Here is an 18,898-nt window from a genome sequence, read left to right as displayed (position 1 = left end):
CCCGCCGGCGATCAGGTTTATCGCCGCACGATATGCCTGACCGCGTTGCAGCGCGGTTGCAGCACATGGCTGATCGGGTCGACCGGGGCAGTCGGTTCGACGGCAGCCCGGACGGTGGTCCGAACACTGCAGTGACCGCCCCGGGCCGACGACCATCCGACAGACATCAGCCTCGATCGCACTCATTCACCCGCGTTCACCCTCGTTTCCAGGGCCTGCAGACGCCACACGACCCCGGCGATTCATCCTGCGGGAGTGCCGAACCAGGCATTGTGACCAGCAAAAACGTCTCATCGACCCAGCTCGGCGGGTGGCGCCGAAGCCGGCCGACTCATTGCAACGATCATGCAACACACCAAAACCTACGTTTGTGAGCACGACCACAGTTTTCATACGGAGGAGGAACCATGGCGGTCTACCGTCAACCCGGCGCCGACGGCTCGCTGATGTCGTTTGCGCCGCGCTACGGCAATTTCATCGGCGGCGAGTGGGTGGCACCGGTCGGTGGCCGCTATTTCACCAATCTGTCACCGGTGACCGGTCAGCCGTTCTGTGAGATACCGCGCTCGGATGCGGCCGACATCGACCTCGCATTGGATGCCGCGCATGCCGCCGCCCCGGCCTGGGGCAAGACCTCCCCGGCGGAGCGCGCGGCGGTCTTGAACAGGATCGCCGACCGGATCGAGGCGAACCTGGAGGCGATCGCGGTGGCCGAATCCTGGGACAACGGGAAGCCGATCCGAGAATGCCTGGGCGCCGACCTGCCACTGGCGGTCGACCACTTCCGCTACTTCGCCGCGGCCATCCGCGCCCAGGAGGGTTCGCTCTCCCAGATCGACGAGGACACCGTCGCCTACCACTTCCACGAACCACTGGGCGTGGTCGGGCAGATCATCCCGTGGAACTTCCCGATCCTGATGGCCACCTGGAAGCTGGCGCCGGCACTGGCGGCCGGCAACGCCGTCGTCCTCAAACCGGCCGAGCAGACCCCGGCGTCGATCCTGTACCTGATGAGCCTGATCGGCGACCTGCTGCCGCCCGGAGTGCTCAACGTGGTCAACGGTTTCGGCGCCGAGGCCGGCAAACCGTTGGCGTCCAGCAACCGGATCGCCAAGATCGCGTTCACCGGCGAGACCACCACCGGACGGCTGATCATGCAGTACGCCAGCCAGAACCTGATCCCGGTCACGCTGGAACTCGGTGGCAAGAGTCCGAACATCTTCTTCTCCGACGTGTTGGCGGGTCGCGATTTCCAGGACGACTTCACCGATAAAGCGCTGGAGGGCTTCGCGATGTTCGCGCTGAATCAGGGTGAGATCTGCACCTGCCCGTCACGGTCGTTGATCCAGGCCGACATCTACGACGAGTTCCTGCAGTTGGCCGCGATCCGCACCAAGGCGATCCGGCAGGGTGACCCGCTGGACACCGCGACCATGATCGGTGCGCAGGCCTCCAACGACCAGCTGGAGAAGATCCTGTCCTACATCGAGATCGGGCGAGATGAAGGTGCGAAAGTCATCGCCGGCGGCGAGCGCGCCGACCTCGGCGGCGACCTGTCCGGCGGCTACTACGTGCAACCGACCGTCTTCGCCGGCCACAACAAGATGCGGGTCTTCCAGGAGGAGATCTTCGGCCCGGTCCTCGCGGTCACCTCGTTCCGCGACTACGACGACGCCATAGGACAAGCCAACGACACGCTGTACGGCCTGGGTGCCGGGGTGTGGACCCGCGACACCAACACCGCCTACCGGGCCGGCCGTGACATCCAGGCCGGCCGGGTGTGGATCAACAACTACCACGCCTACCCGGCACACGCCGCCTTCGGCGGATACAAGCAGTCCGGCATCGGCCGGGAGAACCACAAGATGATGCTCGACCACTACCAGCAGACCAAGAACCTGCTGGTGTCCTATTCCAGCCGGGCCCAGGGATTCTTCTGAGCCACAACACAACCCAGTCAATTACAACCACCTCGAAGATAGGAATCAATGATGACCAGCACCCTTGAGACCGCCGGCGCCCCTGCGTGGTCCGTCGATACCATGAAAGCCGCGGTTGTCACCGAATTCGGTGCGCCGCTGGAGATCTCCGAGCTTCCCCTGCCGGCCCCCGGCCATCGCGAGGCTCTCGTGAAGCTGGAGACCTCCGGGGTATGCCACACCGACCTGCATGCCGCACAGGGCGATTGGCCGGTCAAGCCGCAGCCGCCGTTTGTGCCGGGGCATGAGGGCTACGGGACGGTGGTCGCACTCGGCCCCGGTGTCGACGACTTGGAGGTGGGCGACAAGGTCGGCAACGCCTGGCTGTGGTCGGCGTGCGGACGCTGCGAATACTGCCGCACCGGCTGGGAAACCCTGTGTGAGAAGCAACAAAACGGCGGCTACACCGTCAACGGCAGCTTCGGCACCTACATGCTGGTCAATGTCGACTACGCGGTCCGCATCCCCGATGGCGCCGACCCGGTGGAAGTCGCGCCGATCCTGTGCGCCGGCGTCACCGTCTACAAGGGTTTGAAGGAAACCGAGACCCGACCCGGCCAATGGGTGGCGATCTCCGGTATCGGCGGGCTCGGCCACGTTGCCGTGCAGTACGCCCGCGCGATGGGGATGCGGGTGCTGGCCGTCGATATCGACGACGCCAAGCTCGCGCTGGCCACCCGGCTGGGCGCCGAGATCGCCTTGAACGCGCGCACCACCGACGTGGCCGCCGAGGCTCACAGGGCCACCGGTGGGATGCACGGTGTTCTGGTCACCGCGGTGCACCCGCAGGCGTTCGGGCAAGCGATCGGGCTGGCTCGGCGCGGCGGCACCATCGTCTTCAACGGCCTGCCAGCGGGGGAGTTCCCGGCGTCGATCTTCGACATTGTGCTCAATAGATTGACCATCCGGGGGTCGATTGTGGGCACCCGCCAAGACATGGTCGAAGCCCTCGACTTCTATGCCCGTGGCCTGATCAAGCCGATGGTGACAACCGCGAAGCTCGAGGACATCAACGACATCTTCCACCGGATGGAACGCGGACAGATCGACGGCCGGATGGTGATCGACTACCGGTAGGGCAGGTCGTTCCGCTGCTGCCACTCCGGCGCCCCGCGGCCCGGCCCCGCGATTCGAAACACAAGTGATCCTTCAACATCCACTGCACGAAAGGAGACCGATGGGCATGTCCTCGGCCCTCAACCCACGTCATCACGTCGTCATCATCGGGTCCGGGTTCGGCGGCCTGGCTGCCGCAAAAGCATTGAAGCGGGCCGACGTCGATGTCACGCTCATCTCGAGAACCTCGCACCATCTGTTTCAGCCGCTGCTGTATCAGGTCGCCACCGGAATCCTGTCGTCCGGCGAGGTCGCACCGCTGACCAGGTTGATCCTGCGCAATCAGCAGAATGTCCGAGTGCTGTTGGGGGACGTCGAAGCCATCGACCTCAACGGACGGACGGTCACGTCGAACCTGTCCGGTGCCCACACCGCGCTGTCCTTCGACAGCCTGATCGTCGCTGCCGGTGCCCAGCAATCCTATTTCGGCAGTGACGAATTCGCAGTCCACGCCCCCGGCATGAAGACGATTGACGACGCCCTGGAGTTGCGCGGCCGGATTCTGCACGCTTTCGAGGACGCCGAGATCGCTGCTGCGGGCGGCGAGCGGGACCGGCACCTGACGTTCGTGGTGGTCGGAGCCGGACCGACCGGCGTCGAGGTGGCCGGGCAGATAGTCGAACTCGCCGAACGGACGCTGTCCGGGACGTTTCGCAGCATCACACCCGGCGACTGCCGGGTGGTGCTGGTGGATGCGGCTGCGGCGGTGCTGCCGTCGATGGGGGCGAAGCTCGGCGCCCAGGCGCAGCGCCGGCTGCAGAAGATGGGTGTCGAGGTTCAGCTCAATGCGGTGGTGACCGACGTCGACCAGTGGGGCATCGCAGTCCGCGGCGGTGACGGCACCCAGCGCCGGATCCAATCCGCCTGCAAGATATGGGCGGCCGGTGTGCAGGCCAGTCCGCTGGGCGCGATGATCGCCGACCAATCCGACGGCACCGAGGTGGACCGGTCCGGTCGGGTGCTGGTACAGCCCGACCTCACCGTCCGCGGGCATCCGTATGTGTTCGTCGTCGGCGACCTGATGGCGCTGCCCGGCGTTCCCGGGGTGGCGCAGGGTGCGATCCAGGGGGCGGTCTACGCGGCCAACCTGGTCAAGCGATCGTTGCGGGGGCGTGACGACCCGGCCGATCGCCGGGCGTTCGGTTACACCGACAAGGGCAGCATGGCAACCATTTCCCGATTCAGCGCGGTTGCCCAGGTCGGCAGGTTGCAGTTCGGGGGCTTCGCCGGCTGGCTCGCCTGGCTGGTTCTGCACCTGTGGTTTCTGGTCGGTTTCAAGAACCGCGTTACCACGATGGTCGCCTGGTTGGTCTCTTTCGTGGGCAGCGGTCGACATCAGCTGACCAACACCAGTCAGATGGTCCACGCCAGGTCGGCGATGAACCGGGCGGGTGCGCAGACCCAACCGGGTCCGGCGGAACCCGGCCTGCAACTGGCGGTCGGCCGATGAACCGCGAACGCAACTCCCGGCTGCGGCGAACGGACTAGGCTGGCGGCAGCCGTGGGACCGTTGCGCGAGCTGGAGCGTGGTGAAATGCCGATGGAGGAAATCGCTGGCAAGCGAAGCCTGAAGGCGACGTTGGGCAACATCCACGAACGGTTCATCACCGGGGGGATCGACGCCACCAACCTGGACATGACGCCGCTGTCGCCGGTGATCGCCCAAAGTTGGCAGCGCAGCCTAGCCGAAGGGGTGGACCCCGACGGTCTGGCACGGCAGACGATCTCCGATGAACTGGCTGCGATGCGTGACGGCCACCCGCTGGCGGCGGTGATGCCGGTGATTCGGCAGCTGTTGACCGACGATGCGGCATCTTCCGGGGCGGTGGTCGCCGTCGCCGGCGGCGACGGCACCCTGCTTTGGGTGGAAGGCGACCGCCGGGCGTGCCGGCGTGTCGAAGCGATGAACTTCGTTCCGGGTGCCGACTGGAGTGAACATCGGGTCGGAACCAACGCCCCGGGGACCGCGTTGGCGTTGGATCGGCCGGTGCAGATTCGAGGGGCCGAACATTTCTCCCGTGCGGTGCAGCCCTGGAATTGCACGGCGGTGCCCGTTCACGACCGTGCCAGCGGTGCGGTGATCGGTGCGATCGACCTGACCGGTAGCGGTCGCGTGGTGACTTCGACGACGCTCGCGCTGCTCCGGGCGACGGCGGTGGCAGTGGAGAACCAGATGGCGCTGCTGCGGTTCGCCGGTGTCCGCGGCGACTCGCCGGCGAGCGCACGCCTGACGGTGCTCGGCGCCCGGCCATCTCGCTGGGTGGTGACCGATGCCGGCGGAAGCGTTCGGGTGACGACGCTGAGCGGTCGGCACGCCGAGATCCTGGTGCTGCTGAGTCGCCATCCTGAGGGCTTGACCGCCGACCACTTGGCGATGCTGCTCGACGAAGCCGACCTCGATCCAGTCACCGTGCGGGCCGAGATGTCGCGCCTGCGCAAGGTCGTCGGGTCCGACTTCATCGACTCCCGGCCCTACCGGCTGCTCAAACCGATTGGCAGTGACATCGGCGATGTGCTGACCGCCCTGGATTCGGCCGATGTCCGGAGTGCGGTGGCGCAGTATCGGGGCCCGCTGCTGCCTCGGTCGCTGTCGCCGGGCATCGGACGGCTGCGCACCGAACTGAACGCCAGCATGCGCGGTGCGGTGCTGGCGTCGGGTAATCCGGCCGTGATGCGCCAATGGCTGGACCTCCCGGAGGGACGGGACGACCGCGAAGGATGGCAGTTGCTGCATGACACCGCCAATGGCGATGCGGCGGCCTGCGCGCGGGCCCGCGGCCATTTGGCGGGGCTGGACGCCGAGCTGGGCTGAGGCCGCGAGCTACCCGGTGGTGCGGATCGCGTCGAACACTCCCGGGTCGACCAGGGTCGAGGTGTCGCCGAGTTGGCGGCCGTCGGCGATGTCGCGCAGCAGTCGCCGGATGATCTTGCCGCTGCGGGTCTTCGGCAGCTCCGGGATGACGTGGATCTGCTTCGGCCGCGCGATGGGCGAGATCTGCTCTGCGACCCGGGTCCGTAGTTCGTCGACCATCGAGTCCACGTGGTGACCGTGCCCGGCGGCCAGCACCACGAACGCGCAGATGCCCTGACCGGTCTGCTCGTCGGTTGCCCCGACCACCGCGGCTTCGGCCACCGCGGGGTGGCTGACCAGGGCGGATTCCACCTCGGCGGTGGAGATCCGGTGCCCGGAGACGTTCATGACGTCGTCGATGCGGCCCAGCACCCAGATGTGGCCGTCGGCGTCGTAGCGGGCGCCGTCACCGGCGAAATACCAGCCCTGCTCGGCGAACCGCGACCAGTAGGTGTCGATGAAGCGCTGCCGGTCGCCCCAGATGCCGCGGGCCATCGCCGGCCACGGCTGGTCGATCACCAGATACCCGGCGCCCGGCCCGGCCGCGTCGGCGTCCGGGGTGAGCGGATTGCCGTCGTCATCGACGACCATCGCCGAGATGCCGGGCAGTGGAGTCATTGCCGCACCCGGTTTCGCCGCCGTCCCGGGTAGCGGGGTGATCATGGTCGCGCCGGTCTCGGTCTGCCACCAGGTGTCGACGACCGGCAGGGTGTCGCCGCCGATCACGCTGCGATACCAGCGCCACGCCTCGGGGTTGATCGGCTCACCCACCGACCCGAGCAGCCGCAGACTGGACAGATCATGTGCGTCGGGGACCGCACGGCCCCACTTCATGAACGTGCGGATCAGTGTCGGCGCGGTGTAATAGGTTGTGACACCGAACTTTTCGATGATCTCGAAATGCCGGTGCTGACTCGGGTGATCCGGGGTGCCCTCGTAGATGACCTGGGTGGCGCCGTTGGCCAGCGGCCCGTACACCGCATAGGTGTGCCCGGTCACCCAGCCGATGTCGGCGGTGCACCAGAACACGTCGCTTTCCGGTTTGAGGTCGAACACGACACTGTGGGTGTAGGCGGCCTGGGTGAGGTATCCACCGCAGGTGTGCACGATGCCCTTGGGTTTGCCGGTGGTGCCGGAGGTGTAGAGCAGAAACAGTGGCTGCTCGGCTTCAAAGGATGCCGGGGTGTGGGTGGTCGGGGCGGTGGCGACGGTGTCGTGCCACCACAGGTCACGCCCGGTGGTGAAGGTGATGTCGTCGCCGGTGCGGCGCACCACCAGCACGTGCTGCACGCTCGGTGCTGCGCTCAGTGCTTCGTCGACGGCGGGTTTGAGGGGGGCACTGGCGCCGCGGCGGTGCTGGCCGTCGGCGGTGATGACGACTTTGGCCTGGGCGTCGTTGATCCGGTCGCGCAGGGCGTGTGCGGAGAACCCGGCGAACACCACGGTGTGCATGATGCCCAGGCGGGCGCAGGCCAGCATCGCCACGATCGCCTCGGGGATCATCGGCAGGTAGATCGCCACCCGGTCGCCGGCGACCAGACCCAGGCCGGTCAGGGTGTTGGCGGCCTGCGACACCTGGGCGAGCAGTTCGGCGTAGGTGATGCTGCGGGCGTCGCCGGGTTCACCTTCGAAGAAGATCGCCACCCGGTCGCCGTGGCCGGCTTCGACGTGGCGGTCCACGCAGTTGTAGGCGACGTTGAGCCGGCCGTCGGCGAACCACCGTGCGAACGGGGCATCGGAGTAGTCCAGCACCTGCGTGAACGGGGTTGACCAGCTGAGCCGGTTCGCCTGCTGCGCCCAGAACCCCAACCGATCAGCCGCAGCCGCCTGGTACAGATCACCGTCCGTGGGGGACGGCTGGTCGATGTAGCTGTCGATGACGGCCATGCACAGTGCTCCCTGCGTGTGACTCAGCTGCCCGGTTGGCAGCTGTGGTGTGGATCACGCAACGATACGAAAGGCACTGTTGCAGGACGGTTGCACCGACGTGGACCCGAGGGCCCAGTGGTGTCAGTTCAGATCCAGGTCGATACCGGCCAGGTGCCCGGCGGCACCGGCTCGGATCACCGGGCGGGAGCTGCTGTTCTGGTGCAGAATCCGCCACCCCTCGCGGTCGTCGCGTCCCTCCGGGGTGTCCAACCAGCGTCGCAGCACTGTCAGGTTCCCGGCGGAGATCGCCGCGGCGCGCACACCGGTGCTCACCTGGGTGCGCAGCCGGGCGATGCCTGGCGACACCGATCGGGGCAGCAGCGGTCCGCGGTACAGCGACACGGCGGTCTCGACGTCGCCGGCCTTGAGGGCCGCAAGCGTGTCCCCGAGGTCACTGGTCAGCGGTTTGAGCAGCCGATAGGGTCGCGATCCGAGGAAATCGGCGCCGATGCTCTTGCGCAGCCGGGACATCTCGGCGCGAACGGTGACGGTGTCCAGGTCCTCCTCATCGAGCAGCATGGCCAGATGGTCGGAGGTCATCCCCTCGGGGTGCTGGCTCAGCAGCACCAGGATGTCGGCGTGCCGGCCGGTCAGCGGCCGGTGCTGGAGATGCCCGTGCTGATCGGCCACCGCCCACTGCGGCCGGTCGGACCCCAGCACGGTCAACCGCGGGCAGTCGGTGAGATAGTCGGCGGCCTCGGGAGTCTCGTCACCGACACCGGCGGCGTCGAGCAGTCGGTCGAGGAACGCCGGTGGCACCGCCCCCGCAGTGCTGCCGCCCGTGGACTGCTCCCGGCGGATCTCGGCAATCAGCCCGATGAGGCGCGGGCCGCCGTCGACCGGGAAGCGCACCATCCGGAGTTCGGCGCAGCGCAACAGGATCTCCCGGAGCAACCGTTTGGCGTCGTCGGCACGCCCGGCGGCGGCCAGGCAGACGGCGAGTGTGCGCTGGGCCCGCAGCAGTGCGCGTTCTCGGCCCCGGCCGGTCAGACGGTCGACCCACTCACCGGCCCAGCGACAGGCCAGTTCGGCCTGCTCGGGTGCGGGCGTGCCAGCGATCAGCAGCCGGATCGCGGTGTCCTCGTCGAACTGGGCGGTGATCTCGGCGATCCCGTCGAGGCCGGTCGTCGACTGGAGACGCTGCTCGTACCCGATCGGAGGCCGGGTGGGCCGATGGGTGCCCAGCCCCAGCAGTACCCGCTCATTCTCGATGCTGGCCCGCAGTCGCGGTGTGGCCAGCCGCTCAGCGGTGTCGGCGCCTTCGTCGAGCAGCGTGACCGCGGCGTCCCGGTCGCCGCGCAGCACGGCCAGGCGCGCGCCGGCCACAAACCGGGAACGGATCCAGTCGACCATGCCCTCCTCGGCGCCGAGCTTGAAACTCTCGTCGAGCAGCCGCTGCGCCTCATCGGTCTCGCCGCGCTCGTAGAGCAGTTCGGCCAGCGGCGCGCTGGCCAGCCGGGCGGCCTGGGAGTGCACCGCACCGGCCTTGCAGGCCACCTGCCACGCCGTGCGGAAGCACTGCTCGGCGCGGTCGAGGTCGAGTTGTTCGAAGGCGGCGAGGCCGTCGCGGGCATGACCGAACGTCGGAACGTAGGGTCCGGTGTTCTGCTCGTGGTAGGGCCGCGCCCACTCCTGCCAGCGGTGTGCCGCATCGAAGTCGAACCGGTAGATCGCACTGTGGGTCATCAGGTTCGCCGCCACTGAGATGACGAAGGCCGGAAACGCATCCGGCCGGTCCAGGCAGTCGCGGGCGGCGTCCTCGATGCCGTCGAGCTGGTCGGCGTAGGCGTGCAGATTGGCCTCCACGACGCGCGCCGTCACCCGCAGATCGGTGACGTCGTCACCGGCGTTCTGTCGGACGGTCAACGCCTCGTCGACGCGTTTCAGCGCGGCATAGGCGGGCCGGGTGCGGTGCAGGAAGATGTTGGCCCACGCCACGATGATCTGCAGCTGCGGGCTGGACAGCACGGCGGCTGTCGGCAGCTTGTCCACCAGGCCGAACAGGGTGGCCACCTGCGATTGGGCCAGCAACATGCGCCCGTCGGTCTCGATGAGTTCGACAGCCCGCGCGGAGTCGCCCGCGGCCAGCGCGTGGTCCACCGCCTCGACCAGCAGGTGGCGTTCGGCGAACCAGTCCGAGGCCTTGCGGTGCAGGTCGGCGGTGAGCTCAGGCTGATCGCGGTCCAGGCGGCGGCGCAGAAACTCGGCGAACAGGTGGTGGTAGCGGAACCAGTCGCCGTTCTCGTCGGTCCGGCGCAGGAACAGGTCGCGGGCCTCCACCTCCTCCAGCATCGCCTGCCCGTGTGCGATACCGCTGAGCGCCGACGCCAGCGACCCGCAGATCCGCTCCGGGATGGACGTCCTCAGCAGGAACTGCAGCATCCGCGGATCCAGTGCGCTGAGCACGTTCTCGGTGAGGAACTCCGCGATCGCGTGATGCCGGCCGGAGATGTGACTGATCACCTCAGCAGGGTGTTCGGCGTCGCGCAGTGACAGTGACGCCAATTGAAGGCCGGCCACCCAGCCGTCCGTCGAGTTGCGCAGATCGGTCACGTCGTCGTTGCGCAGGTCCAGTCCGGCGACGTCGACCAGAAACGATCTGGCCTCCTCTACGTCGAAACACAGTGCGCTGGCGTCGATCTCGATGAGCTCGTCACAGACCCGCAGCCGACTGAGCGGCAGCCCGGAACGGGTCCTGCTGGTGATGATGACCTGCAGGTTGTCGCAGCCGTATTCGAGCACGAAGTCCATCGCGTCGATGACGGCGGGCGAGGTGATCCGATGCCAGTCGTCGACGACGACCGTGATCGGCTGATCCGATTCGGCGATCTGGTTGATCAGCGACGTCAGCACGTAGCGTTCGACGTTCTCGCCACGCTCCTCGAGCACCTCGCCGAGATCGCGTACCACCGCCGGGTTCACCCGCCGGATCGCCTCCAGCAGGTTCGTCAGGAACCACGCCGGGTTGTTGTCGTTGTCGTCGACGGTGAGCCAGGCGACCTTCGTCCCGTCGCGTTCGATTTCGGCCGCCCACTGCACGGCCAGGGTCGTCTTCCCGTAGCCGGTCGGCGCGTGGATCAAGGTCAGCCGGCGCCGGCCCTGGGCCCGCAACTTCTTGATCAGCCGTGGCCGGAGAACCTGTGTGCGTCGGCGCGGCGGCCGGAACTTGGCGGCCGGAGCCGGGGCCGGCGCCGTCGGCCGGGTTGCCGCCCGCCCACCGGTGTCGCCGGGCAGGGCCATGGCGTCACCGCCGGCGCCGATCTGGCGCTCGATCTCGCAGAGCAGGTTGCCGAACTCGGCCGCTGAGGCCGGCCGATCCGCCGGGTCGTGCGCCATCGCCTGCCCAATGGCACGGCTCAGTGCGTCCGGGATCGCGATGTCCTGCACCTGGGGGACCGGTGTCTTCGAGATTCGCAGGAATTGCGCGACCACGGACTCGCCGTTTTTGCGCTCGAAGGCAGCATGGCCGGTCAACGCGCAGAACAGGGTGGCCCCCAGCCCGTACAGGTCCGACGCGACCGTGGGTGTTGCCCCGGAGAGCACCTCCGGGGCGGTGAACGCCGGGGTTCCGGTGATCAGCCCCGATCGGGTCTCGAAACCGCCGGCGATCCGGGAGATGCCGAAATCGGTCAGAGCCGGTTCGCCGTACTCGGTGAACAGGATGTTCGCCGGCTTCACGTCGCGGTGCAATATGCCGGCCCGATGCACGGTCTCCAGCGCCCCTGCGATCTTGATGCCCAGCCGCAGCGTGCTTGCCGCGTCGAGCGGCCCGTCCTTGCGGATCAGCGCCTCCAGGGTGCCGCCCGGCTGGTACTGCATGACGATGAACGGCCGGCCGGTACCGGTCTGGCCGGCGGTCAGCACTGTGACGATGTTCGGGTGGCCGGAGAGCCGACCCATCGCGTGCTGCTCGCGGCAGAACCGTTTGACGTTCTCGTCGTCGAGGTCGGCGGTGAGCACCTTGACCGCGACTGGGCGATCCAGCGACTGCTGCCAGCAGCGGTAGACGACGCCGAACCCGCCGCGGCCGATCTCCTCGGGATCGGTCAGGCCGGCAGCGACAAGATCCTGCACCACGTCGTCGACAACGTCGTACTGCGTGGCAAGCGGATCCTGGTCGGCCATCTTCTCTGCCCTCAACCGCGAGTTTACGTCCCTCTACCAGCGGCAATCCAAGATCGCTGCTCAGCGTCAGTTTGGCATACCGGCGTCCCCGCGCTGCAGAGATCGGCGGAGTTCGCGGGTCGGGGCGCCCGCTCGCGTGCAACCGTGCTGCAACGGTGCCACTCGTACCGTGTGTGGGACACGCCACATAGCAATCGTGACAGTTGCGTGGGTCACGATGTCATCGCCGACGGAGGACTGAGCAATGTCAGCTATCACCCGACAGATCGTTTCCGTGCTCGCTGCGCTCGGCATCGGTGCCGGGCTTGCCGCGTGTGGCCAGTCGGTCGCACAGCAGGCCGGAGCGCCGGCCGAAGTGAGCTACGACATTGCCGGCATCAGTGCGCTCGCCGACGAATTCCCGGCGGGATTCACGGTGCAGACCGGCCTGGCCAAGACGCTGAGCAGCGACGACGTGGAGCGCGCCGGAACGCAGCTGCTCACCGAAGCCCGGCTGAGTCCGGCGCACTGCCTGCCGATGATCCTCCCGGCGTACGCGCACCCCACCGTCGGAACCCGGGCCGCCGGTGTCACCGCCCACGGTGCGCTGGGCGGCGTGCAGGTGACGGCGCTGCACCTGGCGCACCCGGTGGCGCCCGGTGTCAGCCCCGTCGGGTGTGACCGGGTCGTGGTCTCGGCTGATGGCGTCTCCGGCACCGCAGAACTGGTGCCCGCCCCGGCGATCGATGGTGTCACGACCAGTGCGGTCCGGCTGATCGCCGACGGGCCGGACGAGTCCGCCCACTACATCTACACCGCCGCACTGAACGAGGACACCGTCGTGGTGATCCGCAGCGGGCTGGATGACGCCCTGAACCCCCCGTCGTTCCTGTCGCGCCTGATGGTCACGGCGGTCTCGGCGCTGCGGGCCCGGTAACACGATGGGTGACCACTCCGATACCTACGCCGATGCCTATGCCCGCAGCCTGGCCGATCCGAGCAGCTTCTGGCTGGCGGCTGCCGACGCGATCGACTGGACCCGCCGGCCGTCGCGCGGGGTGGACGACTCGACGGCGCCGTTCTACCGGTGGTTCGCCGACGGGGTGCTCAACACCTGCTACAACGCGCTGGACCGGCATGTCGCGGCGGGACACGGAGCACGCACCGCACTGATCTACGACTCGCCGGTCACCGGAGTGAAACGGCGGTACTCCTACGCCGAACTCACCGACGAGGTGGCCCGGTTCGCCGGGGCGCTGGTGAGCCTCGGGGTCGGCAAGGGCGACCGGGTGGTGCTCTACCTGCCGATGGTGCCGCAGGCGGTGATCGCGATGCTCGCCTGCGCCCGCATCGGCGCGATCCATTCGGTGGTGTTCGGCGGCTTCGCCCCGCGCGAACTGGCCGCCCGGATCACCGAACTGGCGCCGAAGGTGCTGGTGTGCGCTTCCTGCGGTATCGAGCCGTCGCGGGTGGTGGAGTACAAACCGAACGTCGACGAGGCGATCGCGGCCGTGGCGCCCGAGCACCGCCCGCAGTCAGTGGTGGTGCTGCAGCGGCCATCGGCCGTCGCCACGATGACCGAGCGCGACGTCGACTACGACGAGTTGCTGGCCCGGGCTGAGCCGACGGGCTGCGTGGACGTCGCCGCCACCGACGAACTGTATGTGCTGTACACCTCCGGAACCACCGGCCGTTCCAAGGGCGTGGTGCGGGACAACGGCGGTCACGCGGTGGCGCTGGCCTGGGCGATGCGGAGCATCTTCGACGTCGGTCCCGGTGATGTGTGGTGGGCGGCATCGGATGTCGGCTGGGCGGTCGGGCACTCGCTGATCGCCTACGGGCCGCTGCTGGTGGGTGCGACCAGCGTGCTCTACGAGGGGAAACCGGTCGGCACGCCGGACGCCGGTGCGTTCTGGCGGGTGATCGCCGACTACCGGGTGAAGTCGCTGTTCGTGGCACCGACGGCGATCCGGGCGATCCGCAAGGCCGACCCGGCCGCGGCCGAGGCCGCGAAGTACGACCTGTCCGGGTTCCGGATGCTGTTCCTGGCCGGCGAGCGGCTGGACCCGGCGACCTACCGCTGGGCGGGGGAGCATCTCGGGGTGCCGGTGATCGACAACTGGTGGCAGACCGAGACCGGTTGGCCGGTGGTGGCGAACCCGGTTGGGCTGCAACAGCTGCCGGTCAAGGTCGGGTCGCCGTCGGTGCGGATGCCGGGTTACGACGTGCGGGTGCTCGATGAGGACGGCAACGAGGTGCCGGCCGGCGTCGACGGTGCGATCTGCATCAAACTGCCGCTGCCGCCGGGGACGCTACCCACCCTGTGGCACAACGACGACGGTTACCGGGCCTCCTATCTGTCCCGCTACCCCGGCTATTACCTGACCGGCGACGGCGGGCACCTCGACGCCGACGGCTACCTGTACGTGATGGGCCGCACCGACGACATCATCAACGTGGCCGGCCATCGGCTGTCCACCGGTGCGTTCGAGGCGGTGCTGGCCGCGCACCCGGCGGTCGCCGAATGCGTCGTCATCGGCGTCCAGGACACCCTCAAGGGGCAGGTGCCGCGGGGGCTGGTGGTGCTCAAGTCCGGCGTCGACGTCGACGCGGGGCTGCTGCAGGACGAACTGATCGCGGCGGTGCGCGGGGAGATCGGCGCGGTCGCGGCGTTTCAACAGGTTTCGATCGTCGACGGCCTGCCGAAGAACCGGTCCGGCAAGATCCTGCGGGCGGCCATGCGGGCGATGGCCGACGGTCAGGACACCCCGCCGCCGGCGACCATCGAGGATCCGGGCGTGCTGGAGCAGCTGCGCCCGGTGCTGCAGCCCGCGCACCGGATTGTCGCCGGGGCGTGAATCGTGTCGTTGAATTACGTTGTCTCGGTGTGTGTTTCAGGAGTCATGTCGCTGCACGCGGCTTGCCGCCGGGAATCGCCACCCGCATGCAACTGTGCTGCAACCCTGCCGAATCTAGGTTGTGTGACCGGGCGCACATATCGGTGGTCCGATTGCCGGAAGGTGGGAACGGTGTTCGACGATGATGTGGACACGACAGTCGCTGTGACTGCGTCGGCAGACTCTGTAAATCCCGTGAGTTCGCCCCAAAACAATGCCAGTTGTCTGACCGGAAACTCCGAGAATTCTATTCTAAGAAATCTTGTAATCCGATTGACAGCACCGGTTAGCCGGAGGAACGTTTTTCCGCATGCAGTGCAGCGTCGACGCTGTCCTACCGAACGGCTGTTTCACCAGCCGCCGGCAGCGTCCGCTGGCAATGCTCGCCGTCAATCAGTCTGCCGGACAGAGTCTTTCACTGTCGCCGTGGAACGCGGCTCTTCGATCTCGCCGGCGCGGCGACCGCGCTGAACACGTGAGTGGTGACGCGCGGTAGCCGAGGGGGCGTTGATGGTGAATTTTGCGGGGTTGCCGCCGGAGGTGGTGTCGGGGCGGTTGTATGCGGGGTCGGGTTCGGCGCCGCTGGTGGCGGCGGCGTCGGCGTGGGATCGGCTGGCGGCGACGCTGGGTTCGGCGGCGGTGTCGTATCGGTCGGTGGTGACCCAGTTGGTCGATGAGTCCTGGCAGGCGGCGGCGTCGGCGTGGGATCGGCGGGCGGCGACGCTGGGTTCGGCGGCGGTGTCGTATCGGTCGCTGGTGACCCAGTTGGTCGAGGAGTCCTGGCAGGGGGCGGCGTCGGCGGCGATGGCGGCGGCTGCGCAACCGTATGTGGAGTGGATGAACACGACGGCCGCGCAGGCCGCGGCGACGGCCGGGCAGGTCCGCGCGGCGGCGGCCGCGTTCGAGGCGGCGCACGCGGGCGCGGTGCCGCCGGCGGCGGTGGCGGCGAACCGGGCAGCACTCACCTCGCTGGTGTCGGGGAATGTGCTGGGGCAGAACAGCGGTGCGATCGCGGCGAATCAGGCTGAATACAGCGCGATGTGGGCGCAGGACGCGGCGGTGATGCAGACCTATGCAGCAGGTTCGGCGGCGGCGACGAAATCCCTGCCGGCGCTGACCGCGGCCCCGCAGGTCGCCGGGTCGGCCGATGGTACGGAGACGACCACGCCGACGCTGACCGATCTGGCGAACCAAATCCTGAAGGTGCCGATCGTGCAGGAACTCAGTGCATTCCTGGGCAGCGTCGACGGCTGGGATCAGAACATCGTCGTCGGTGGCCTGCTCGACGGCTTCATCCAGTACTCGTTCATCGTCCCGCAGATCGTCGGCGCGGAGACCGCCGCGCTCGGCTACGGCACGTCGACCGGGCTGATCGGCACCGCGGCGGCGGTGACGGAGGTGGAGACACCGCTGACGCTGGCTGGCTCCTACACCGCGAGCATCTCCGGGGCCGGCGCCGGCACAGCCGGTTCGGCGGCCGGTGGCGTCAGCGCCGGGCTGGGCCGCGCCGCACCGGTCGGGGGACTGTCGGTGCCGGCGTCCTGGGCGCCCGCCGCCCGCGACATCCGGCTGGCGGTCGCCGCGGCGCCGCTGAACGGATCGGCCGGGGTGCCCGCCGGCGGCTGGGTCGGCGGGATTCCCCCGATCGCCGGGATGGTCAACGCCCCCACAACCGGCGGCCCCGGCGGCCGGCACAGCTGCGACCCCAGTCCGAAAGTCGTTCCCGCACTGGCCCGCCCGGGTGGCGTCGACCCGGACATCGCGAAGCCGGCGGCCCGGGCGGGTGCAGGCGCCGCCGCGGCCGCAGCCCCGGCCGGCAAACGCGCCGAACTCGACCGGCTCCGCAAACTCGCCGGCGACCTGGCCAAGGAACGCGACGTCCTCGAACAGTCCGCCGAATCCCTGCTCGAACTGGCCGGGGTGCGCCCCGACGGGCCGCGGAGGTAACGGACGATGACCGGGTTTGCGGGGTTGCCGCCGGAGGTGGTGTCGGGGCGGTTGTATGCGGGGTCGGGTTCGGCGCCGCTGGTGGCGGCGGCGTCGGCGTGGGATCGCTTGGCGGCGACGCTGGGTTCGGCGGCGGCGTCGTATCGGTCGGTGGTGACCGAGTTGGTCGATGAGTCCTGGCAGGGGGCGGCGTCGGCGGCGATGGCGGCCGCGGCGCAACCCTATGTGGAGTGGATGAACGCGACGGCGGCGCAGGCGGCGGCGACCGCAAACCAGGTGCGGGCGGCGGCGGCGGCGTTCGAGGCGGCGCATGCGGGCGCGGTGCCGCCGGCGGCGGTGGCGGCGCACCGGGCAGCGCTCACCTCGCTGGTGTCGGGGAAAGTGCTGGGGCAGAACAGCGGTGCGATCGCGGCGAATCAGGCTGAGTACGGGTCGATGTGGGCGCAGGACGCCGCGGTGATGCAGACCTACGCGGCGGGTTCGGCGGCGGCGACGAAATCCCTGCCGGCGCTGACCGCGGCCCCGCAGACCACCAACCAGACCGCCGGCGCGGCACCGACGTCGACGGGGAACCCGCTCATCGACTTCCTCAACAACAACGGGCTGGCCAGCTTCCTGCACAGCGACGCCGTTCAGGCGCTGAGCACACTGGCGGGCGGGTTGACCCCGTTCTACGGATCCACCGTCCAACTCCCCGCGCTGACCACCGCACTGGCCGGGTTCGTCCCGGCCATGCCGTCGGTGACGGCGATCGCCGGATCGCAGGCGTTCGCCGGCGCCACCGGGGCCATCCCGGCGTTCGCTGCGGCGTCGGTGTCCTCGGAGTCGACGTCGAAATTCACCCTGGCCGGTGCAACCGCACCGGCTGCCCCCGAGGTCTCCGCTGGGGTGGGGCGGGCGACCCCGGTCGGCAAGCTGTCGGTGCCGCCGTCGTGGACCGCGGCGAACCCGCAGGGCGTGCGGCTGGCGTCGGCAGCGATGCCGCTCAGCGGCGCCGCGGGTGCGCCACAGGCCGGGATGGGGGCGACGGGCGGCTGCCCGGGGATGATCCCGCCGGTGGCCGGGGCGGTCAACACCTCCGCGGCCCGCCGGCCCGCCGGCTGGTCGGACTCCACCATGCAGGTGATCCCGCGGCTGGCCAAGGCCGGCGGCGACGACGGGTCGGTGACCGTCGAGGAGCTGGAGGCCGAGGACACCCTGAGCGAGTACGAAGAGCGGGAACTCGACGAACTGCGCACGGCGATAGCCGAATTGGCCGAAAAGCGAGACGCCGCCGCGCGTTCGATCAGGGAGGCGCTCCGGTGATGGTCGGGATGGACTTCGCGATGCTGCCGCCGGAGGTGAACTCGGCGCGGATGTATGCGGGGGCGGGTTCGGGCCCGATGATGGCGGCCGCCGCGGCGTGGGACCGGTTGGCGTCGATGCTGGGTTCGGCCGCCTCGTCGTACCGCTCGGTGGTCTCGGAACTGGCCGACGGAATCTGGCGCGGACCGTCGTCGGCGTCGATGACCAACGCGGCCGACCCGTACGTGACGTGGATGAACACCACCGCCGCCCAAGCCGAGGAGACGGCGACGCAGGCTCGCGCAGCGGCGGCGGCGTTCGAGGCGGCGTTCGCGGCGACCGTGCCGCCACCGGCGATCGCGGCGAACCGGGCGACGCTGCTGGCCCTGATCGCGACCAACTTCTTCGGGCAGAACCTGCCGGCGATCGCGGCGAATCAGGCTGAGTACGCCGAGATGTGGGCGCAGGACGCCACCGCGATGTACGGCTACACCGCCGGGTCGGCCTCCGCGACCGCACTCACGCCGGTGAGCCCGGCGCCGCAGACCACCAACCCGGCCGCCGCGAGCGCCCAGGCCGCCGCCCAAGCCGGATCGGCTGCACAGCCGACGAACCCACTGGCGTCGTTGCTGCCCGACATCTTCGGGCCGTTGAATGACTTCCTGACCAACAACACCACCACCGGACTGAACAACCTCCTCGGCCCGGTCGGCACCGTGCTGAGCCAGTTCACCGGCCCGCTGCTGGCCTCCGAGCGGGCTGTTGCGGAATTGGTTTGGTCGGTGGGGTTG

10 protein-coding genes and 1 pseudogene are annotated in these 18,898 nt (G+C 68.9%); 9 read left to right on the top strand and 2 right to left on the bottom strand.

Annotation, left to right across the window (positions count from 1 at the left end):
- The first annotated feature begins 407 nt into the window (after positions 1 to 407).
- The 4 genes from adh to KIH27_RS09585 all read left to right on the top strand — a co-directional run bounded on the left by adh (position 408) and on the right by KIH27_RS09585 (position 5,907).
- A complete protein-coding gene (gene adh, locus KIH27_RS09600; protein WP_214092718.1) occupies positions 408 to 1,940 on the top strand; it encodes an aldehyde dehydrogenase in 1,533 nt (510 codons plus the stop codon).
- A gap of 51 nt (positions 1,941 to 1,991) precedes the next feature.
- The gene (gene adhP / locus KIH27_RS09595) at positions 1,992 to 3,056 is read left to right on the top strand and encodes an alcohol dehydrogenase AdhP (protein WP_214092717.1); all 1,065 of its coding nucleotides are present in this window, start codon (positions 1,992 to 1,994) and stop codon (positions 3,054 to 3,056) included.
- Between the two features lie 100 nt (positions 3,057 to 3,156).
- The gene (locus KIH27_RS09590) at positions 3,157 to 4,545 is read left to right on the top strand and encodes an NAD(P)/FAD-dependent oxidoreductase (RefSeq protein WP_214092716.1); all 1,389 of its coding nucleotides are present in this window, start codon (positions 3,157 to 3,159) and stop codon (positions 4,543 to 4,545) included.
- A gap of 90 nt (positions 4,546 to 4,635) precedes the next feature.
- Entirely contained in the window at positions 4,636 to 5,907 is a 1,272-nt protein-coding gene (locus tag KIH27_RS09585; protein ID WP_372451337.1) for a helix-turn-helix domain-containing protein, read from the top strand.
- A gap of 9 nt (positions 5,908 to 5,916) precedes the next feature.
- Here KIH27_RS09585 and acs read toward each other — a convergent pair whose 3' ends face one another.
- Both acs and KIH27_RS09575 read right to left on the bottom strand, forming a co-directional pair.
- Complete coding sequence (gene acs, locus KIH27_RS09580; RefSeq protein WP_214092714.1) at positions 5,917 to 7,833, bottom strand: acetate--CoA ligase; 1,917 nt, start codon at positions 7,831 to 7,833, stop codon at positions 5,917 to 5,919.
- Between the two features lie 765 nt (positions 7,834 to 8,598).
- A pseudogene (locus KIH27_RS09575) lies at positions 8,599 to 12,000 on the bottom strand (protein kinase domain-containing protein); the annotation flags it as partial.
- Positions 12,001 to 12,244: 244 nt separating this feature from the next.
- Here KIH27_RS09575 and KIH27_RS09570 point away from each other — a divergent pair.
- The 5 genes from KIH27_RS09570 to KIH27_RS09550 all read left to right on the top strand — a co-directional run.
- Positions 12,245 to 12,916: a DUF5642 family protein gene (locus KIH27_RS09570; RefSeq protein ID WP_214092712.1), complete on the top strand. Its 672-nt coding sequence runs from the start codon at positions 12,245 to 12,247 to the stop codon at positions 12,914 to 12,916.
- Positions 12,917 to 12,920: 4 nt separating this feature from the next.
- Complete coding sequence (locus KIH27_RS09565; RefSeq protein WP_214092711.1) at positions 12,921 to 14,837, top strand: AMP-binding protein; 1,917 nt, start codon at positions 12,921 to 12,923, stop codon at positions 14,835 to 14,837.
- Between the two features lie 549 nt (positions 14,838 to 15,386).
- Entirely contained in the window at positions 15,387 to 16,823 is a 1,437-nt protein-coding gene (locus tag KIH27_RS09560) for a PPE family protein (protein WP_214092710.1), read from the top strand.
- A gap of 6 nt (positions 16,824 to 16,829) precedes the next feature.
- Complete coding sequence (locus tag KIH27_RS09555; protein WP_214092709.1) at positions 16,830 to 18,128, top strand: PPE family protein, SVP subgroup; 1,299 nt, start codon at positions 16,830 to 16,832, stop codon at positions 18,126 to 18,128.
- A gap of 8 nt (positions 18,129 to 18,136) precedes the next feature.
- A partial coding sequence (locus KIH27_RS09550; RefSeq protein WP_214092805.1) for a PPE family protein occupies positions 18,137 to 18,898 on the top strand: 762 nt, incomplete at its 3' end.

It is taken from the genome of Mycolicibacter acidiphilus, assembly GCF_018455725.1.
In the GTDB taxonomy this organism is placed as follows: Bacteria; Actinomycetota; Actinomycetes; order Mycobacteriales; family Mycobacteriaceae; genus Mycobacterium; species Mycobacterium acidiphilum.
The sequence above is the reverse complement of the archived record's forward strand: the minus strand, read 5'-3'. Positions and strand labels throughout refer to the sequence as shown.